Below are 17915 nucleotides of genomic sequence, written 5' to 3'. Positions count from 1 at the left end.
AGCCGGTACGACAGGCCGGGGCCCCGCCCGTCGAGCGGCGGGGCCCCGGATGACGTCAGTTACCGGAGATGGTGATTTCCTCGGCCGGCGCGGCGGCGACTTCCGCGTCCGAGAAGAGGATGGGGCGCCATTCCTTGTTGGAGAACAGGCGCGTCTGGTCCGCGAAGTACGGCGAGGCCGGGTCGCTGCTCTCGCTGTACGTCAGCACCGCGCGGCCCTTGGGGCCCTGGTCGGTGAACTCCATCGCCATGATGAAGCTGCTGCCGTTGTTGACGACGTAGCCGTTGCTGGTCAGGCCCGCCTGGGAGAGGACCGTGCCCTGCGCGGCGGTGGGAGCGGCCTCCTCGGCGGTGGACTTGAAGGTGCCGTAGCCGACGACGTTCGCCGTGCCGTCGAAGGGGGTGCCACCGTGGATGGGGATGCGCTCGCCGGTGACGCGCGGCGAGTACTGCACCTCGCCCAGCGCCTTGTTCACCCCGATGCCCGCGCGGGTCAGCGCGTCCACCGCCTGCGCCAGCCGGATGAGCACGGTGTCGTCGCCCGTGGCGGGCGCGGGGGCCAGCGTGTTGGGCGTCTTGAGCGGGTTCGTCGGGTCGAAGGGCACCGCGTAGAGCGTGCCACCGTTGGTGTGCGTGCCGCCCGGGGCGGTGGAGGCGAACTCACGGAACACCACGGCGCCCACGCTGTTCGTGTTGTAGAGGCCGTCCCAGTTCTTCAGCACGGTGCACGCCGCGCTGATGTCCACCGTCTTGGTGGTGGTGCCGCTGGTGTAGGTGATGTTCGTCTTCCCCGTGCAGCGCTCGACCAGGCCGTCCCGGAGCAGCTCCGCCGTCATGCTGCGGTTGCTGAGGATGGCGTTCTCCAGCTCGGTCCGGCTGAACTTGCCCTCAGGACCGGACGCGCCGTCCGCGCGCACCTCCATGAGCAGCTCCGCGTTCATGCGCGTGCGCGGGCTCTGGCCCGAGTTCTCGAGGCCGTGCATGGGCGAGAAGCCCGTGAGCGGCTGGTTCGGGTTGGCCAGCCAGTAGCTGTCGTTGGCGTTGAAGACGAAGTCGGTGCGGTCCAGCTTCGGCACCTTGCTGTAGGGCACGAGGCCGGGGCTGCGGGCCGTGTCGGCGTCGGTCTGCCACTCGTTCTGCGAGTTGCTGCCGTCCAGCAGCACCAGACCCAGCCGCTGGAAGATGGCCGTGGACAGCGGGTCCGCGCCGGTGACGCCCGCGCGCCAGGCCTGGATGGCCTCCGCCTTCAGGTTGGGCGTGGGCGTGGCGTCCGTGTACCAGACGTTGCCGTCCTTATCCGCCGCCATGGTGTTCACCCAGGGAATGCCCTGGACGTTCTTGTAGACGTCCTTGAACTCCGCGAAGGACTTCGCCCGGTCCATGCCCAGGAACTGCGCCGTCAGCGCGGTGTTCTGCAGGTTGGCGTCGCGGAAGGTGTAGGCCTGCTGGGTGGTCCAGTCGAGCTGGCCGGGGATGGTGATGACCGGGCCGTAGTGGGTCGAGTACATCGTCCGGGTGACGTTGGTGATCGAGCCCTCGGGCAGCTTCACCTGGATGGTGATGGGGGTCGCGGTCATCTCGCGCTCGCCGCCGTCGTACTTGTACGTGGTGGGCTTGCCCGCCACGAGCGGCAGCTTGTACAGCGTCATGCGCTGGCCGGAGGAGAACGTGTGCGTCCAGGCCACGTTCTCGTTGAAGCCGATGAGCACCGCGGGCACGCCCAGCAGGCCCACGCCGTAGACGTTCATCACGCCCGGCACCGTCAGGTGGCTCTCCCACAGCTTGAGCTCACCCTCCCAGGGGAAGTGCGGGTTGGCCACCACCATGCCGCGGCCGCCCTCGGACTTGTCCTTGCCCAGGGCCCATCCGTTGCTGCCGACCTGGGACATCTCGGGGCGCATCACCTTGAAGCTGCCCGGCGCGGGGACGCCCACGCTGCCGCCGCCCGTGGCCGGCGGCGTGGCCGCGGCGATGGCGAGGATGAGCTGGTAGCTGCTGGCCGCCAGGCCCACGCTGATGTGGTACGCCAGCAGGTCCTCGGGGGTGATGGGCTTCACCCAGGCCACGCCCGTGCAGGGCTTGGGCAGGTTGGCCGCCGGCGTCTCCGACACGTAGCGGTTGAAGCCCGCCGCGTAGCCGGTGAGCAGCGCCTTCAGGTCGTCCGGCTGGGTGGGGAAGCTCGCCTTGGCCTTGGCCGGCAGGTCCAGCAGCCGGTACGCGAAGTCGCTGCCCGCATAGAGGCTGCCGGCGCCCTGGCCCAGGTAGCGGGCGCGCTCGCCACGCACCTTCAGGATCTGATCCGCCAGGATGCAGACATGGTTCTGGGCGAAGGCATAGCCCTGGCCGTAGCCCAGGCTGCCCATGTCCTTGCCCGTGATGTGGGGGATGCCATGGGCGGTGCGGCGGATCTTCGCCTCGTACGTCGGCGTCGTCGGGGTGGGGTCCGTGTCCGGCGGGTCTTCGTCATCACCGCACGCGGTGGCGAAGGCCAGGCTCAGCCCGGCGAGGAGGGACAGCTGCCAGCGGGTGCTCCGGGATTGCAGGGGCACTCCGCGCGGATGGGGCGCAGGAGAGGTTGATTTCATGACAGTTTTCGAGCGTACGGACGGGTGGATCACGACGTCAAAAGTTTTCTGGGAATGGACAATTTCCCGCCCCACCGTACCAGACGTGACTGTCAAGCACGAGGCGACGGGCAGTGAAGAACGGGTGTGCTAGGAAAACGCGCATATGACGACCGAGCCGCAGGGCGCCCGCCGTCCGCGCCGCCACTTCTCGATGATCCGCACGTTCGTGCTGGCCGACTTCGTGACGCTGGGCAACGGCTTCGCGGGAGCGGGGGCCATCCTCGCCGCGATGCAGTTCCTGGCCTCGGGGGAGCGGGGCTGGCTGTGGCTGGCCTTCGGGCTGATGCCCATGGCGCTGCTGCTGGACTTCCTCGACGGGCGAATCGCCCGGTGGCGCTTCAAGAAGTCGCCCCTGGGGGCGGACCTGGACTCGCTGGCGGACGTCATCTCCTTCGGCATGGCGCCCGCGGCGCTGGGCTTCGCGGTGGGGATGCGGGGCGCGCTGGACGTGGCGGTGCTCCTGTATTTCGTGGCCTGCGGCATCAGCCGGCTGGCGCGCTTCAACGTCACCTCCGCGCAGCTGGCGGATGCGTCGGGGAAGGTGAAGTACTTCGAGGGCACACCCATCCCCACCAGCCTCGCGCTCGTCATGGTGCTGGCGGTGGCCACGTGGATGGGACGCATCGGCCCGGACCTGCTCGGCGGGGTGTGGGATGTAGGTCCGGTGTCGCTGCACCCGCTCACCCTGCTGTACGCGGCGAGCGGCAGCGCGATGATCAGCAAGACACTGCGAATCCCGAAGATTTGAAACCGGACATGGCGCCCCCATGAGGCGCCTGTTTTCCCACCCGTGGGTGGTTGCCCGCCCTGAAGTGGGTGCCTAGCTTCGCCACCGATCCGTCCGACCTCCACCATGTGGGGAGGGCGGCGGTCATGGGCGATGGATGGTTGTGGGGAAGGGGTGGGAGCCATGACGGGGCGCTGGGGCTTGCTTGCCCTCGCGGTGGTGGGCTTGCTGGCCGGGTGTGCGGACCGGGACCGTTCGTCCCTGGCGGATGGACGGCTGACGGCTACGCCTGGCGGGGTGGACTTCCAGAAGGTGGCCATCTTCGACGCGCGCGAGGCGGAAATCTCGCTGCGCAACGTGGGGCGTGCGCGCATCAACGTGAACGAGATCTGGGTGGAAGGGCCCGAGGGCTCCTACCTGGCGGAGTTCACCCACGAAGGGCCGCACAGCCTGCAGCCGGGGAGCGCGTGCAGCCTGAAGGTGCGCTTCGCGCCGCCGAAGCCGGGCGCGCTGCCGGCGATGTTGGTGGTGCGCTCGGACACGCGGATCGAGCCGCTGCTCAAGATTCCGCTCAGCGGGCTGGGCGTGGCGGCGTGGGCGGAGGTGTCGCCGCGGCGGCTGGACTTCGGCCGCATCGAGGCGGACTCCACCAAGACGCTGTCGGTGAAGCTGGCCAACCCCACGGAGATGGCCGTGGAGGTGGCGCCGCGGCTGGTGGGCGCGGACCGCGACGAGTTCAAGATTGAACCGGTGACGCTGGCGGCGGGGGAGAGCCGCGAGGTGCCGGTGACGTTCAGCCCCGTGCGCGTCGGCAAGAAGCAGGTGGCGCTGGCGGTGTCGCCGTGCCGCGGCTGCGCGGACGTACCGGTGCAGATCGCGGCGGAGGCGCTGGAGCGCGCCGTCGTGGCCGAGCCGGAGGTGGTGGACTTCGGCGCGGTGCCGGTGGACCGCGAGTCCTACCGCGAGTCGCGCATCCACAACATCAGCACCGAGCCGGTGACGGTGACGCAGTTGACGCTGGAGGGGAAGGACGCGTCCTTCAGCCAGGCCAACCCGGGCTTCCCGCTGGTGCTCCAGCCCGGCGAGGTGCGCGGCTTCCAGTTGCGCTACAGCCCGGACCACCAGGGCGCCGCGCAGGACAACGCCCTCTACCACGTGGAGAGCCGCCGCCACCCGACGCTGCCGGTGGGGCTGCGCGGCTACGGCGGCGCGGCGGAGCTGTGCGTGTCGCCGCTCTCGTATGACTTCGGCAGGCAGCCGCTCGGCTCGAAGACGCGCGTCATCGTCAACGTGAAGAACTGCGGCTCGTCCAACGCGGGCGCGCTCACCCTCCACACGCTGGCGTGGCAGCCGACCCAGGGCGGCGAGCCGCAGTTCAACCACACGCCGATGGCCATGCCGCACACCCTGCGCCCCGGCGAGGAGGTGAATATCGCCGTGTTCTACGAGCCCACGCGCGTGGGCGCGGCGATGGGCTCGCTGGTGATGACGACCAACGCCTTCTCCGCGGCCACGGTGCAGATGGACTTCCGCGGCCAGGCGGAGCAGCACGCGCCGTGTCAGCTCTCCGTCACCCCGCTGGCGCTGGACTTCGGGACGGTGCCGCCGGGGCAGGGCGCGGTGCTGGGCGTCAAGCTGGAGAACAAGGGCACCGACCTGTGCCCGGTGAAGAACATCCAGCTGCGGGACGACGGCGGCGGCGTGTTCGGCATGCCGGGTGGCGCGCTGTACGGCGGCATCATGTACCCCGGCGACTGGTTCAGCTTCATGGTGTCCTTCGCGTCGCCTCCGGCGGGTGGCCAGTTCATCGGCATGCTGCAGGTGGAGCAGATGGACCCGGCCAACCCGGTCATCCTGGTGCCGCTGCGGGCCAACTCGCAGGCCGCGTGCCTGGTGGCCTCGCGCCGCTACCTGGACTGGGGCGTGGCCCGCCGCGACTGCCCGCCCGAGCCGCTGGAGGTGAACTTCCTCAACGCGTGCACCGCGCCGGTGACGGTGGACAACGTGTCGATTGGCCCGGGTACCACGGACTCCGAGTTCGCCCTCCAGAAGGTGCCGGACCCCATTCCCTTCACCCTGCTGCCCAACGAGGGCTTCACGGTGGGCGTGGAGTACTTCGCGCAGGTCAACGGCCTCAACGTGTCTCCGCTGTACGTGGCCTCGAGTGATTTGCCGGAGCCGCTGCTGGTGCCGCTCATCGGCGAGTCCTCCAAGCGCGTGGAGAAGACGGACCTCTTCGTGCAGCAGGACGTGAGCAAGGTGGACGTCCTCTTCGTGGTGGACAACACGGACTCCATGGCGGTGGAGCAGACGCGACTGGTGGACGCGGTGCCGACCTTCGTCAACACCGCGGCGGAGAAGAACGTGAACCTGCACGTGGCCGTCACCACCACCGGCATCCAGACGCAGCCCCAGCCGAACCCGGCGGACAACTGCCCGGGTGGTGCGCTGGGCGGTGAGGCCGGCCGCTTCTTCCCGGCGGACAACAGCTTCAACCGCCTGCTCAACAGCGGCATGCCGGACCTGGCGGCGCAGTTGCAGCGCAACGTGCAGGTGGGCAAGTGCGCCGAGGTGGAAGAGGGCTTCGAGGCCATGCGCCGCGCGCTGTCCCGGCCGCTGGTGGACAACGTGGACGACCCGCGCACCAGCCTTCCGCGCGACGGCAACGCGGGCTTCCTGCGCGATGCGGCCGCGCTGGTGGTGCTCTTCGTCAGCGACGAGGACGACCACTCGCCGGACGCGGTGGAGACCTACGTGCAGTGGGCGCAGCAGCTCAAGGGCGTCAACCAGCCGCAGCGCGCGACGTTCTACGCGATTGCTCCTCCGGAGGATGGCTGTGACACGGCGGGCGGCGCGGGCACGCGCTACGCGGAGGCCACGGCCCGCACCGGTGGCGAGGTGGTGAGTGTATGCGCCCCCGACTACCGGCCCCTGCTGCGAGCGGTGGCGGACAAGGCCTTCTCCGCGCAGACGCGCTTCCCGCTCAGCGAGCTGCCGGAGCCGGGCACCGTCGCCGTCACGGTGGATGGTGCTCCGGTGACGACGGGCTGGACGTACGACGGCGGCACCAACAGCGTGGTGTTCGCCAACGTGCCGGCCCCGGGCGCGAAGGTGGCCATCAGCTACCGCCGCTCGTGCGCCGCGCTGTAGGGCAGGCGGACAGGCGAGATACCGCGAGGTGTGACGCAGTCGATGGGCCGGTCATCCGGCCCTCGACGTTCATGTCAGTCCCGGGTGCTACAGGTCTGCACTTGCCTGTGCGAATGACCAGAAAATTGGAGGGCACCCCGCGGTGTGTACCCTGAGGTCGTACCCGCTGCTGCCGAGGAGGCACCCGGTGAGCTCCCGTGATTCCGAAGGAACGACGACGACCGTGGGGCGCGCGCCGGTGCGCACGCCCGGACTGCGCGTCATCCGGGGCGAGGGCCAGCGGAGGGAAGAACCGCTCGCTTCCCGGGATGCCGTGGCGCGGGTGCTGATGGAGGCGGGCGCGGACATGCTGCTCCGTCGCATCAGTCCTGCGCGGGCGCAGGAAATCGAGCGCAAGGTGGACCGGGTGCTCGACTTGTTCGACCGGGTGGATGTGGCCCCGGTGCTGATGCCGGTGCTGAAGCGGCACCTGGACGAGCTGGAGGCGCTGATGCGGGAGACCCGCGAGGTACGGGCCGCCCGACGGTAGCCGGCAGGTGGGGTCCGCAACGTCGTTCGGACGTTTGACCCCTCTGTCCGGTGCGCTTACGCTCGGGACCTCTCCGCGTTCGGACCCCGGGGCCACGCCAGGTGGCAGGCCAGGGGGAGCGGTCAGGTCCCGTGTCCATCGAAACCTATGGCAGGTATCAGCTCCTGAAGCGTCTCGCCACGGGCGGGATGGCGCAGATCTACCTCGCGCGCCGCCCGGGCCCAGACGGCGAGAAGCTGCTGGTCGTGAAGCGGATCCTCCCGCACCTCACGGAGAACGACGACTTCGTGAAGATGTTCCTGGATGAGGCGCGCATCGCCGCGCGGCTCAACCACGCGAACGTGGTGCAGATCTTCGACCTGGGCGCGCAGGACGACTCGTTCTTCATCGCCATGGAGTACATCCACGGCGAGGACCTGCGGAAGCTGTGGAGGCACTCCGAGTCGCGGGGGATGCCACTCCCGGTGCCGCTGGTGTGCCGCATCCTCATCGAGGCGAGCGCGGGCCTGGACTACGCGCACAAGCGCACGGACCCGACGACGGGGCGGCCGCTGGGCATCGTCCACCGCGACGTGTCCCCGCAGAACATCCTGGTGACGTTCGACGGCGGCGTGAAGGTGGTGGACTTCGGCATCGCCAAGGCGGCGGACCAGGCGACGATTACGCGCTCCGGGGTGCTGAAGGGGAAGTACTCGTACATGTCCCCGGAGCAGGCGGCCGGGCTGCGCGTGGATTGCCGCTCGGACATCTTCGCGTTGGGCGTGGTGCTGTACGAGCTGCTCACCGGGATGCGCCTGTTCAAGCGCACCAGCGACATCCAGACGCTGTCGGCGGTGTCCGAGTGCCGGGTGCTGCCGCCCTCGCAGGTGACGACGCGCGTGCCGCCGGACCTGGACGCCATCGTCCTCAAGGCGCTCGCGAAGGACCCGGCCGACCGCTACCAGGAGGCGGCGCAGCTCCAGGCCGCGCTGGAGGCGTGGCTGGCCACGCACCGGCTGCCCTCGTCGCCCGCGCACCTGTCCGCGTACATGAAGGAGCTGTACGCGGAGCGGCTGGCCGCGGAGGCCCGCTCGGGCGAGGTGCAGGTGGAGGACTCCGAGGGGCCTTCGCCGCGCCCGGACGCCTCGTCGCGGCGCACGGGCCTGAGGCCGGCGCCGCGTTCCAGTTCGATGCCAGAGGACGCGACGGCCGCGCTGCGCCCTCGCCCGGCACGGCGCGCGGAAGCAGAGCCCGAGCCGGAGCGCTCCGGGCCCCGGACGACGGGAGCGCGGCGCGTGGTGGAGCCTGCCCCGGGTGAGCGTCCCTCCCGCGCGGGCGTGAGCGTGGTGCCGCCGACGCCGCCTCGCGTGGAGGAGGAGGCGCCGACGCTGGATGGCCGCGCCGCCACGCGGGGGACGCTGACGGACGTGAAGCTGGATGTGGAGCCCCTGCCGCCGGTGCCGGACGCGCGCCCGGCGTCGCGGGTGCCGCCGCCCCACACGGGCCGGTTCGAGGCGGGCCCGCCCTATCCCCTCCATGTGGAGGAGGACGGCCCCACGCTGGCGATGCCAGAGGTGCGCTCCTCGCGCATCGTGCTGCCCGTCCCCGCGGAGAACGAGGCGGAGGAGGACGCCCCCACGCTGGCCATGCCCGAGGTGGTGGTGCGCGCCTCGCGGGTGGTGGTTCCGGTGCCCGCGGACGACGAGGCGGAGGAGGATGCGCCCACGCTGTCGCTGGGCCTGTCCCGCCCGGCCCGGGCGCCGCAGACTCGCACGGACACGGCCGTCCCCCCGGGGATGGGGACGCAGCCGAGGCGCTGGGGGTGGATGGCCGGGGCGGGGCTGGCGGTGGTCGTCGCGGTGGCGGTGCTGCTGTGGGCCTGGCCGAAGACTCCGCCCGCCACGGTGCGGCTGGAGACGGTGCCGCCCGGAGCCACCGTGGTCTTCAACGGCCAGCCGCTCACGGAGAAGACGCCGCTGGAGCTGCCGCCAGTGCCGGCCGGCCAGTACCCCGTCGAGGTGAGCCGGGACGGCTATGAGGTGCTGCGGACCACGGTGGACGTGCCGGACACGGGCTCGGCGTCCGCCGGGCTGATGCGGCTGGTGCCGGTGGTGCCGGAGCCCGCTCCCGCTCCGCCTCGCGGCGAGGCCACCCCGCCGCCCGGGTCGACGAGGACGGGGGCCCCCGCACCGGTGCGGCTGCGGGTGGAGACGGAGCCCGCGGAGGCGCTCGTCTTCGTGGATGGCCAGCCGCAGGGAGACGCGCCGGCCGAGATGTCCGTGGCACCGGGGCGCGAGGTGGCGATACGGGTGGAGGCGGCGAGGCACCATCCGCTGGTGCGCGCGGTGATGGTGGGGACGGGGCCCGAGCAGGTGGAGCACTTCGTGCTGGAGCCGGACCCGCGGGCGACGGGCGCGAGCCCCGGGGCGCGGAGCCGCTCGGGCATGGCCTGGGTCCGCTTCGCGGTGCAGCCCTGGGCGCAGGTGACGTGCAGCGGGAAGCGCCTGGGGGAGACGCCGTTCGACGTCGTCGAGCTGCGGGTGGGGTCGCATGACTGCCGGTTCTTCAACCCCGAGCTCAAGAAGACGCTCAACCGACGTATCGAGGTAAAGCCCATCGACATCAACGTGGTGAACGTGAAGTTCGACTAGGCCCACCTCCGGATGCTCCCTTGACGCTCGAAGTCGGCACCCACATCGGCAAGTACGTCGTCCGTCGCAAGCTCGCCGAGGGCGGGATGGCGGAGATCTACCTGTGCACGGCCCGGGGCGCCGAGGGCTTCGAGAAGGAGGTCGTCATCAAGCGGGTGCGCGCCTTCCTCGCGAGCGACCCCGAGTTCGTCGGGATGTTCATCGCCGAGGCGCGCCTGGCCTCCCGGCTCAACCACGCCAACGTGGTGCAGATCTTCGACTTCGACAAGCACGAGGACACGTACTACCTGGCCATGGAGTACGTGCGCGGCTGCTCGCTGTGGGAGCTGCGCAAGCGGTGCAAGGAATTGATGGAGCCGGTGCCGCCGGTGATGGTGGCGCACATCGGCACGGAGGTGGCGCGCGGGCTGCACTACGCGCACCGGGTCAAGGTGAACGGGCAGCCGCTGGACCTGGTGCACCGGGACGTCACCCCGCACAACGTGCTGCTGTCCTTCGACGGCGCGGTGAAGCTGACCGACTTCGGCATCGCCAAGGCGGGCAACAAGCTCACGCAGCCCGGCGTGCTCAAGGGCAAGTTCGCGTACATGTCCCCCGAGCAGGCCCGCGGCGAGGCCGTGGATGCGCGTACGGACATCTTCGCCCTGGGCGTGGTGCTGTGGGAGATGCTCACCGGCGGGCGGCTGTTCGACGGGGACTCCGAGGTGGCGGTGCTGCGCGCGGTGCAGCAGAGCGCCATTCCACCTCCGGCCCGCCTCAACCCGGATGTGCCGGAGGACCTGGACGCCGTCATCGTGCGCGCGCTGGACCGGGAGCCGGCGGCCCGCTTCCAGACGGCGGGAGAGCTGGAGCGCGCCCTGGCCCAGTGCGTGCTGAAGCACGCGAAGACGGTGGACGACACGGACCTGAGCGCCTTCATGCGGCGCCTGTTCCCCACCAGCCTCACCCAGGCCCTGCCCACGGTGCAGGAGCGGACGCACGTGGAGGACGCCCCGGTGCCTCCCGGCGTCGACGTGCGCGTGCAGGTGCCGCGCGAGCCCACGGCGGTGATGCCGGGTGTCTCGAGCGGGCGGGGCGTGGCGGTGGCGCCCACCCCGGACGAGGACATCAACGCGCCGACCTTCGTGCTGCCGCGCCGGGATGAGGCGGAGGCCGCGCCGTCCGTGCCGCTGCCGCCCATGGCCACGCCGATGATGCCGCTGCCAGCGGTGGCCTCCTCGCCGGTGCCTCGCCCCATGCCGCCGGTGGCCGCGCCCGTCGCCACGGTGAGACCGAGCCGTCCGGAGGGCACTCCCGCCGTGACGGGAGAGGGGAGTGACGCCGGGGCGGCGAGTGGTACGCCGTCCGGTGGCCGGAGGCCGAGCCCGCCCGAGGGCGTTTCCTCTGTCAGCGGTAGGAGGCCGAGCCAGCCCGACGGCGTTTCGTCCGTCAGTGGCCGGAGGCCGAGCCAGCCCGACGGCGTTTCGTCCGTTGGAAGGAACGTTCCTTCCGCCGCCCCGGGCGTCGGGGCGCCCTTACTGGAGGCGGCTTCGGACGACGAGGCACCAGACACCGTCTCGTCGACCGGGCCGGACGGCCTGGAGGCTCATGGCTCCGTCGAGGCTCCGGCGCGACGAGCTCCGTCCGGGGGCCTCCCGGCGTACGCACAGGGCCCGGAGAAGCCCGTGGCCCGCCGCCGCCCGCTGGCCCTGGGCCTGTCCGCGGCGGTGGGGCTGGCCGTCCTGGGCGGCGGCGTGGCGGTGATGCGCTTCCGCGCGCAGGCCGCGTCCACCGAGACGGCCCCCGCCAGCGGGAGTGCCGCCACGACGGCGCCGGGGACGGGTGGGACGCCGCCCACCGGTACCTCGGGCACGGCCACCGCGCCGGCCGTGAAGGCCGACGTGCCCGCCCGGCCTTCCGTCCCGGGAAGCATCCCCGCGGGCACCGGCAGCGCCCCCGTGGCCGCCCGTGGCGATGGAAGCCCCGACTCCGACACCGCCGAGGTGGATGGGCTGAAGCGCGAGGAGGCGCTCGGCACCGAGCCCCGGCCCGCCGCTGGCGACTCCCGCCCCGCGGCCGCCGACACCCAGGACAGCCAGCCGGCCGCGTCCACCGGCACGCTCCAGGTGCGGGCCTCGCCGTACGCCACCGTCTTCATCAACGGGAAGCGCATGGGCGAAGTCTCCGGGCGCGCCTCCTACAAGCTCTCCCCGGGCACCTACAAGCTGCACTTCGAGCACCCGGCCGGGGACAAGTGGTTCGACGTCACCGTCGCCGCCGGGACGTCGGTGCTTCGCGAGTTCCGCGCGCCCAGGGCCCACTGAAGCGTCATCCACTGAACGTTGCCGGAAGCCCCGGGGCCGCGCACCCTTCGCGCCGCCCTGAGTGGCCCCCCGTCACCCGCTGAGCGCGCGCCGGCGGCGGCCTTCCGCCCCCGGCTCCGCACCGCCCGAATCGTCGTCCGTCGATCAGCCCTGTTGCAGTCCACCTTGACCTTTACGATCGGCTCTGGCACTCAGTGGCCCCCATTCAGTAGCCTATATTCAATGGATTCGATGGACCTGCTGGCTCCCGACGAGATTGCTCGGATCGAGCGCGAGAACGCGGGCGGCCTGCCCGCGAGCGCCATCCTGGAAATCTTCCGGCCTCGGGGCGTGCGGCTGTCGGAGGCGACGTTCCGCAAGTACGTCCAGGCGGGACTGCTACCGCGCAGCCGCCGTGTGGGCCGCAAGGGGAAGCATCAGGGGAGCCGGGGGCTCTACCCGGTGGAAGCGGTGCGCCGCATCAATGTCATCAAGAAGATGATGGCGGAGGGGCACACCCTGGAGGACATCAAGCGCTCCTACGTCTTCCATGCCAACCACATCGACCAGCTGGAGCGGGACCTGGCGGGTCTATTGAACGGGTTCCAGGAGGAACTGGGGGACCGCGCCTTTGGAGGGGAGCACCGTCGTACCCTCGAGGTGGAGTTGGCAACCCTGAGGCAAAGAGCGCAGGATCTGGTCCGGGATGTGGCCCGGCTGGGCAGCGCAGTAACCGCACGCGAAGACGAAACCATCCGTTCGCAATAAGATGCCGGCCCGGAACCGGGTAGACTGGCCTCACGTGGAGGGGACATGTCGGAAGTGAAGCAACTGCAGGAGGAGGGCGGGGACCAGGAAACGGAGCAGGCGCAGGAGCGCCGCCGTTCCAAGACGATGTCGCGCAAGGAGATGGCGCGCGACCTGAGACGGCGTCGTCTGACTGGCCAGGTGGACCCGGAAGAGGCGGACCTGCTGAAGCAGATGGACGACACGCGGCCGCGCACCCGCGCGGATTGTGTGAATGGCCCGCGCCCGTGCATGTTCGTCTCCTGCAAGCACAACCTCTATCTGGACGTGAATCCGGAGACGGGGTCCATCAAGCTCAACTTCCCCGACAAGGAAATCTGGGAGCTCGAGCACACCTGCGCCCTGGACGTGGCGGAGAAGGGCGGCATCACGCTCGAGGAGGTGGGTGAAATCATGAACCTCACCCGCGAGCGCATCCGCCAGGTGGAGACGCGCGGCCTCATGAAGCTGCGTGAGGCCACCGAGGCCGAGCCGCCGATTTCGGCCCGCAAGCCCTGAAACACCGGGCGACTTTCGCCCGTCGACGAAGGCCAACGTGTTGCGTTGACACCCCTGGGGGTGGTTGCTACTACCGCGCCGCTCCCCGCACACCGAGGCCCACACGTGCTGGCTCTCCTCAGCGTTTCCGACAAGCGCGGTCTGGTCCCCTTCGCCCAGGGCCTCGTTCGCCTGGGTTTCCGGTTGCTCTCCACCGGAGGCACGCTGGAGGCGCTCAAGGGTGCCGGCGTCCCGGCCACCAAGGTGTCCGAACACACGCAGAGCCCCGAGATTCTCGGTGGCCGCGTGAAGACGCTGCACCCCCGCATCCACGGTGGCCTGCTGGGCCGCGTGGACCTGGAGGGTGACAGGGCGGAGATGAAGGCGCACGGCATCGAGCCCATCTCCCTCGTCGCGGTGAACCTGTACCCGTTCCGCCAGACGGTGGCCTCGGGCGCCGCCGAGGCGGACGTCATCGAGCAGATTGACATCGGCGGGCCGGCGATGGTGCGCGCGTCCGCGAAGAACTTCCGGCACGTCGCCGTCGTCGTGGACCCGGACGACTACCCCACGGTGCTCGCGGAGTTGGAGCAGCAGAAGGCGGTGGGCGAGGAGACGCGGCGCAAGCTGATGCGCAAGGCCTTCGCGCACACGGCGGCCTACGACGCGTCCATCTCCGCGTGGCTGTCGGGTGGCGCGGGCGAGCCCTTCCCGGGCGAGCTGTCGCTGGCGTACCAGAAGGCGCAAGACTTGAGGTACGGGGAGAACCCGCACCAGCGCGGCGCCTTCTACCGCGAGCACTCCGCGCCGTCCGAGCCGACGGTGGCCTTCTCCAAGGTGCTGCAGGGCAAGGAGCTCTCGTACAACAACATCCTCGACCTGGACGCTGCGCTGGGGCTGCTGCTGGAGTTCCCGGAGAAGCCCTGCGCGGTCATCATCAAGCACAACACCCCGTGTGGCGTGTCGGTGGATGACGCGCTGGTGAAGGCGTACCGCACGGCGCGCGCGGTGGACGAGGTGTCCGCCTTCGGCGGCATCGTCGCCCTCAATCGCGAGGTGGACGAGGCCACCGCCCAGGCGATGGCGGAGACCTTCCTGGAGGCGGTCATCGCGCCGTCCTACTCGGCCGCGGCGCTCCAGGTGCTGGCGGCGAAGAAGAACCTGCGGTTGCTGGAGGCGGGCCCCGCGCTTGCCTCGCCGCAAGCCCGGCCGAGGGCCCAGCTCGACGCCAGGAGCGTGTCTGGCGGTCTGCTCCTCATGGACCGGGACGCCGTCGAGCCCGCGCTCAGCTGGAAGGTGGTCTCCAAGCGTGCTCCCACGCCGGAGGAGGAGCGGGCCCTTCGCTTCGCCTGGAAGGTGTGCAAGCACGTGAAGAGCAACGCCATCGTGTTCTCCTCGGGGGACCAGCTCCTCGCGCAGGGCGGCGGTCAGACGAACCGGGTGGACTCGGTGCGCATCGCGATGAAGCGCGGCGGCGAGGCCCTCAAGGGGAGCGCCGTGGCCTCGGACGCCTTCTTCCCCTTCCGGGACGGGCTGGATGAGGCCGCCCGGGCTGGTGCGACATGTGTGGTCCACCCTGGCGGCTCGGTCCGGGACGCGGAGGTCATCGCCGCGGCGGACGAACATGGGATGGCCATGGTGCTGACGGGAGTGCGACACTTCCGTCACTGAGTCATGCGCATCGTCTGTCAGAAATGCGCGGCCGCCTATGCGATCGATGATCGACTGATCACCGCCAAGGGCGTTCGCGCGCAGTGTCCCCGTTGCCGGCACCTGCAGCTCGTGCGGCGCGATCCCACGGCCGCGCCCGCAGTTGGCGCGCCGGCTCCCACGCCGCAGCCCGCGGCGCCCGCCACCCCGGCTCCTCCCACTCCGGAGGCCGCGCCCGCGGCCCCGGCCGCGGACGACCTCTTCGGAGACTTCGGCTCGCCTCCGCCCGCGGCCGCCACGCCGCCCCGTCCCGCGCCAGCGGCCGCGGCGCCACCCCGTCCCGCACAGGGTGGGGGTGGTGCACCGGGCTCGGACCTGTTCTCCGACTTCGGCGCGATGCCGTCTCCCACCCCCGCGTCCGCGCCGCCGGTGGACCCGTTCGCGGCTCCCGGCCTCGCGTCGCCGGCCGCCTCGGGGGCGGGCAATGCCGCCGCCGTGGAGGACCCGCTGCTGGACTTCCTCGGGCCGGCACCCTCCGCGCCTCCCGAGCTCGTGGCGCGCGTGCCCGTGGCGCCTTCGCCCGGTGGGGCCTCCGCCCCGCGCGCGGCGTCCCCCGCCGCCTCGGCTGGGAAGCCGGCCACGGGCGGCTGCCGCTCCTGTGGCAAGCCGCTGACGGACTCCTTCGACCAGGCGCTCGGCATGTGCGACGACTGCCGGCAGCGGCAGCCGGCGTCGGCCGTGCCCGCGGCGGAGACCCCCGTGCCCGTGCCTGTTGCCGCGGCGGGCGCGGACTTCCTGCCGCCGCTCACCTCGCTGGAAGCGGGCTCTGCGTCCGCGTCTCCGCTGCCGCCCGAGCCTCGCAGCGCCCCGCGTGCCTCCGCGGCCCCCGCGCTGGGGGCGGAGCCGAGGAGCAACAGCAGCCCGCGCATTCCCATCAGCACCGACATCATCCCCGACATGGGCCCGGAGCCCCGCAGCGGTCCCCGCGCGGCCGCGCCGTCCATGGGGCCCGAGCCCCGAAGTGGCGTGCGCAACTCCAGCATCTCCTCGGTGCGGACGGGCACCGCGCAACTCCCGGCCGCGGACCGCGCATCCGGTGGGCGGCGGGGCGCGCTCCTGGGGGTGCTCGCGGTGGTGCTCCTCGGCGGTGGCGCCGGGGCGTACTTCCTCTACGCGAAGCACCAGGATGACGTACGTCGCAATGCACCGCCGCCAGCGCCGCCGCCCGTCCCCGAAGCGGTGCAGGCCTCGCTGTCGCGCTGGAAGCTGAAGTACCTGGAGGAGCTCACCGGCACCACCAGCGCGGAGAAGCTGGCGGAGGGGCAGCAGCAGCTCGCCCGGGACGAGCGCTTCGCGTACGGCGAGGCGGAGGAGTCCTTCCAGCAGGCGCTGCTCCTGGACCCGCAGAGCGACGCGGCCATCGCCGGCTACGTACAGGCGCTGGCGCTGGGCCGTGGCTCGGGCATGGATGACGCCACCTTCCAGGAGGCGAGCGCGCTGGTGGAGACCGCGCAGGCCCGCTCCGGCCGCACGGCGTCGCTGCTGCTGTCGAACGCGAACCTGCTGCTGGTCCGCTCGCGGCAGCCGGAGCGGATGGAGCAGGCGCGCAAGCTGGCCGAGGAACTGCTGGCCCTCCCCAAGGTCACCGACGAGCAGAAGGCGGAGGCGCACCTGGTGCTGGGGCGCGTCTTCCTGTCCTCGTCCCGCGAGCTGGCGCGCACGCACTTCGACGACGCGCAGAAGCTCGCCCCGGACCTCAAGCGCGTGGCGTACTACCGCGCGCTGGCGCACGAGTCGGCCGGTGAGTACTCGCTCGCGCTGGCCACGCTGCGCAAGCGCCTGGCGGCGAACCCCGGGGACTGGGACAGCCTGGCCGTCACCTCGCGCATCTACCAGGAGGTGGGGGAGCACGGGGAGGCGCGCAAGCTGTACGAGGCGCGCGTGAAGGCGGACCCCACCGAGCTGCGTGCGCTGCTGCCGCTGGCCATGCTGCGCTACCAGTCGGAGGACAACCCCACCGCCGCCGTGCGTGAGCTGCGCGCGCTCCTGAAGAACCGCTCCCGCTACGAGAACCCCGAGGTGGCCGAGGTGTTGGTGCACCTGGCGGCCGCGCAGCGCTCCGCCAACGACGCGGACGGGGCGGCGAAGTCGGCCGAGGAGGCCCTGACGCTGGTGAAGGCACTGCCCGAGGCGCACCTCCAGGTCTTCCTGGTGGCCCTGGGCCGCCGCGACGCCGCGAAGGCGCGGGAGCACTTCACGGGCTTCCAGGGGCGCCTGGATGACGCCTCGCTGGAGAAGGTGCTCGAGGGCCGGCTGCTGCTCCTGGAGAAGAAGCCCGCCGAGGCGGTGGAGCGCTTCCAGGAGGCGGTGCGGCTGGATGGGCGCAGGCTGGATGCGCAGTTGCTGGCCGGCGTGGCCTCCGCGAGCGCGAAGCGGCGGGACGACGCCTTCCGCGCGCTCAACCCGGCGCTCCAATCGGACCCGATGCGGCTGGCGCCCCGGCCGGTGGCGACGCGCTTCTGGCTGCGCCCGCACGACACGGTGGAGGGGGTGGAGGGCAACCTCCTCGCACTGGCCGAAGGGCCGGAGGACCCGTCCCCGCTCCTGTACGAGGGCCTGCTGCGCTTCCACCAGGACAACTTCGACGCGGCCGAGCGGCACTTCCGCGACGTGCTGGAGGTGGACGCGAACAACGCGGCGGCGCTCGCGTACCGCTCGCTCATCGCGCTCGAGCGCGGCAACACGTCCGAGGCGAAGGCCCTGGGCGCGCGCGCGGCCGCGGAGGGCCGGCAGATGCCCATCGCCCACCTGGCGCTGGGGCTTGCGCTGGCGGAGTCCCGGCAGGTGGAGCCCGCAAAGCGCTCGCTGAGGGACGCGCTGGCGCTGGCGCCCGCGCTGCTGTCGGCGCAGGCGCGGCTGGCGGAGCTGGATGCGCCCCAGCGGCGCGACGTGGCACGAGACACCCTGGTGCGCGTGGTGGGGTTGGACCCGTCGTACCTCCCCGCCAAGCGGATGCTCTACCAATTGGAACGGTGAG

At 71.4% G+C, this 17915-nt stretch carries 10 protein-coding genes; 9 read left to right on the top strand and 1 reads right to left on the bottom strand.

Annotation, left to right across the window (positions count from 1 at the left end; all coding sequences use genetic code 11):
- Nucleotides 1–55: 55 nt before the first annotated feature.
- Complete coding sequence (locus OV427_RS03890) at nucleotides 56–2584, bottom strand: acylase (protein ID WP_267854759.1); 2529 nt, start codon at nucleotides 2582–2584, stop codon at nucleotides 56–58.
- Nucleotides 2585–2729: 145 nt separating this feature from the next.
- Here OV427_RS03890 and OV427_RS03885 point away from each other — a divergent pair, with 145 nt between their 5' ends.
- The 9 genes from OV427_RS03885 (at nucleotide 2730) to OV427_RS03845 (ending at nucleotide 17914) form a co-directional block, all read left to right on the top strand.
- On the top strand, nucleotides 2730–3374 hold the full coding sequence (locus OV427_RS03885; protein ID WP_267854758.1) for a CDP-alcohol phosphatidyltransferase family protein: 645 nt from the start codon (nucleotides 2730–2732) through the stop codon (nucleotides 3372–3374).
- Between the two features lie 162 nt (nucleotides 3375–3536).
- Nucleotides 3537–6503, top strand: a complete 2967-nt coding sequence (locus OV427_RS03880) for a choice-of-anchor D domain-containing protein (protein WP_267854757.1) — start codon at nucleotides 3537–3539, stop codon at nucleotides 6501–6503.
- Nucleotides 6504–6645: 142 nt separating this feature from the next.
- Nucleotides 6646–7032: a hypothetical protein gene (locus OV427_RS03875; protein WP_324289925.1), complete on the top strand. Its 387-nt coding sequence runs from the start codon at nucleotides 6646–6648 to the stop codon at nucleotides 7030–7032.
- Between the two features lie 131 nt (nucleotides 7033–7163).
- Nucleotides 7164–9662 carry a serine/threonine-protein kinase gene (locus OV427_RS03870; RefSeq protein ID WP_267854755.1) on the top strand — a complete coding sequence of 833 codons (2499 nt, stop codon included), beginning with the start codon at nucleotides 7164–7166 and terminating at the stop codon, nucleotides 9660–9662.
- 20 nt (nucleotides 9663–9682) lie between these two features.
- Nucleotides 9683–11965 (top strand): serine/threonine-protein kinase, encoded by a 2283-nt coding sequence (locus tag OV427_RS03865; RefSeq protein ID WP_267854754.1) that lies wholly within the window; start codon nucleotides 9683–9685, stop codon nucleotides 11963–11965.
- Nucleotides 11966–12187: 222 nt separating this feature from the next.
- A complete protein-coding gene (locus OV427_RS03860) occupies nucleotides 12188–12712 on the top strand; it encodes a MerR family transcriptional regulator (RefSeq protein ID WP_267854753.1) in 525 nt (174 codons plus the stop codon).
- Nucleotides 12713–12757: 45 nt separating this feature from the next.
- Entirely contained in the window at nucleotides 12758–13249 is a 492-nt protein-coding gene (locus tag OV427_RS03855; protein WP_267854752.1) for a sigma factor-like helix-turn-helix DNA-binding protein, read from the top strand.
- A gap of 105 nt (nucleotides 13250–13354) precedes the next feature.
- Nucleotides 13355–14899, top strand: coding sequence for a bifunctional phosphoribosylaminoimidazolecarboxamide formyltransferase/IMP cyclohydrolase (gene purH / locus OV427_RS03850; RefSeq protein ID WP_267854751.1), 1545 nt, complete (start codon nucleotides 13355–13357; stop codon nucleotides 14897–14899).
- A 3-nt stretch (nucleotides 14900–14902) separates the two neighbouring features.
- Nucleotides 14903–17914, top strand: a complete 3012-nt coding sequence (locus OV427_RS03845; protein ID WP_267854750.1) for a zinc-ribbon domain-containing protein — start codon at nucleotides 14903–14905, stop codon at nucleotides 17912–17914.
- The last annotated feature ends 1 nt before the right edge of the window (nucleotide 17915 follow it).

The sequence above is a fragment of the Pyxidicoccus sp. MSG2 genome, assembly GCF_026626705.1.
In the GTDB taxonomy this organism is placed as follows: domain Bacteria; phylum Myxococcota; class Myxococcia; order Myxococcales; family Myxococcaceae; genus Myxococcus.
Note: the sequence above shows the minus strand (reverse complement) of the source record. Positions and strands in the feature narration are given on the sequence as shown.

Excerpts from the sequence above, each read along its gene's own strand:
- OV427_RS03860 (WP_267854753.1), top strand. The coding sequence starts at position 12,188 with ATGGATTCGATGGACCTGCTGGCTCCCGACGAGATTGCTCGGATCGAG.
- OV427_RS03845 (WP_267854750.1), top strand. The coding sequence starts at position 14,903 with ATGCGCATCGTCTGTCAGAAATGCGCGGCCGCCTATGCGATCGATGAT.
- OV427_RS03880 (WP_267854757.1), top strand. The coding sequence starts at position 3,537 with ATGACGGGGCGCTGGGGCTTGCTTGCCCTCGCGGTGGTGGGCTTGCTG.
- OV427_RS03885 (WP_267854758.1), top strand. The coding sequence starts at position 2,730 with ATGACGACCGAGCCGCAGGGCGCCCGCCGTCCGCGCCGCCACTTCTCG.
- OV427_RS03855 (WP_267854752.1), top strand. The coding sequence starts at position 12,758 with ATGTCGGAAGTGAAGCAACTGCAGGAGGAGGGCGGGGACCAGGAAACG.
- OV427_RS03890 (WP_267854759.1), bottom strand. The coding sequence starts at position 2,584 with ATGAAATCAACCTCTCCTGCGCCCCATCCGCGCGGAGTGCCCCTGCAA.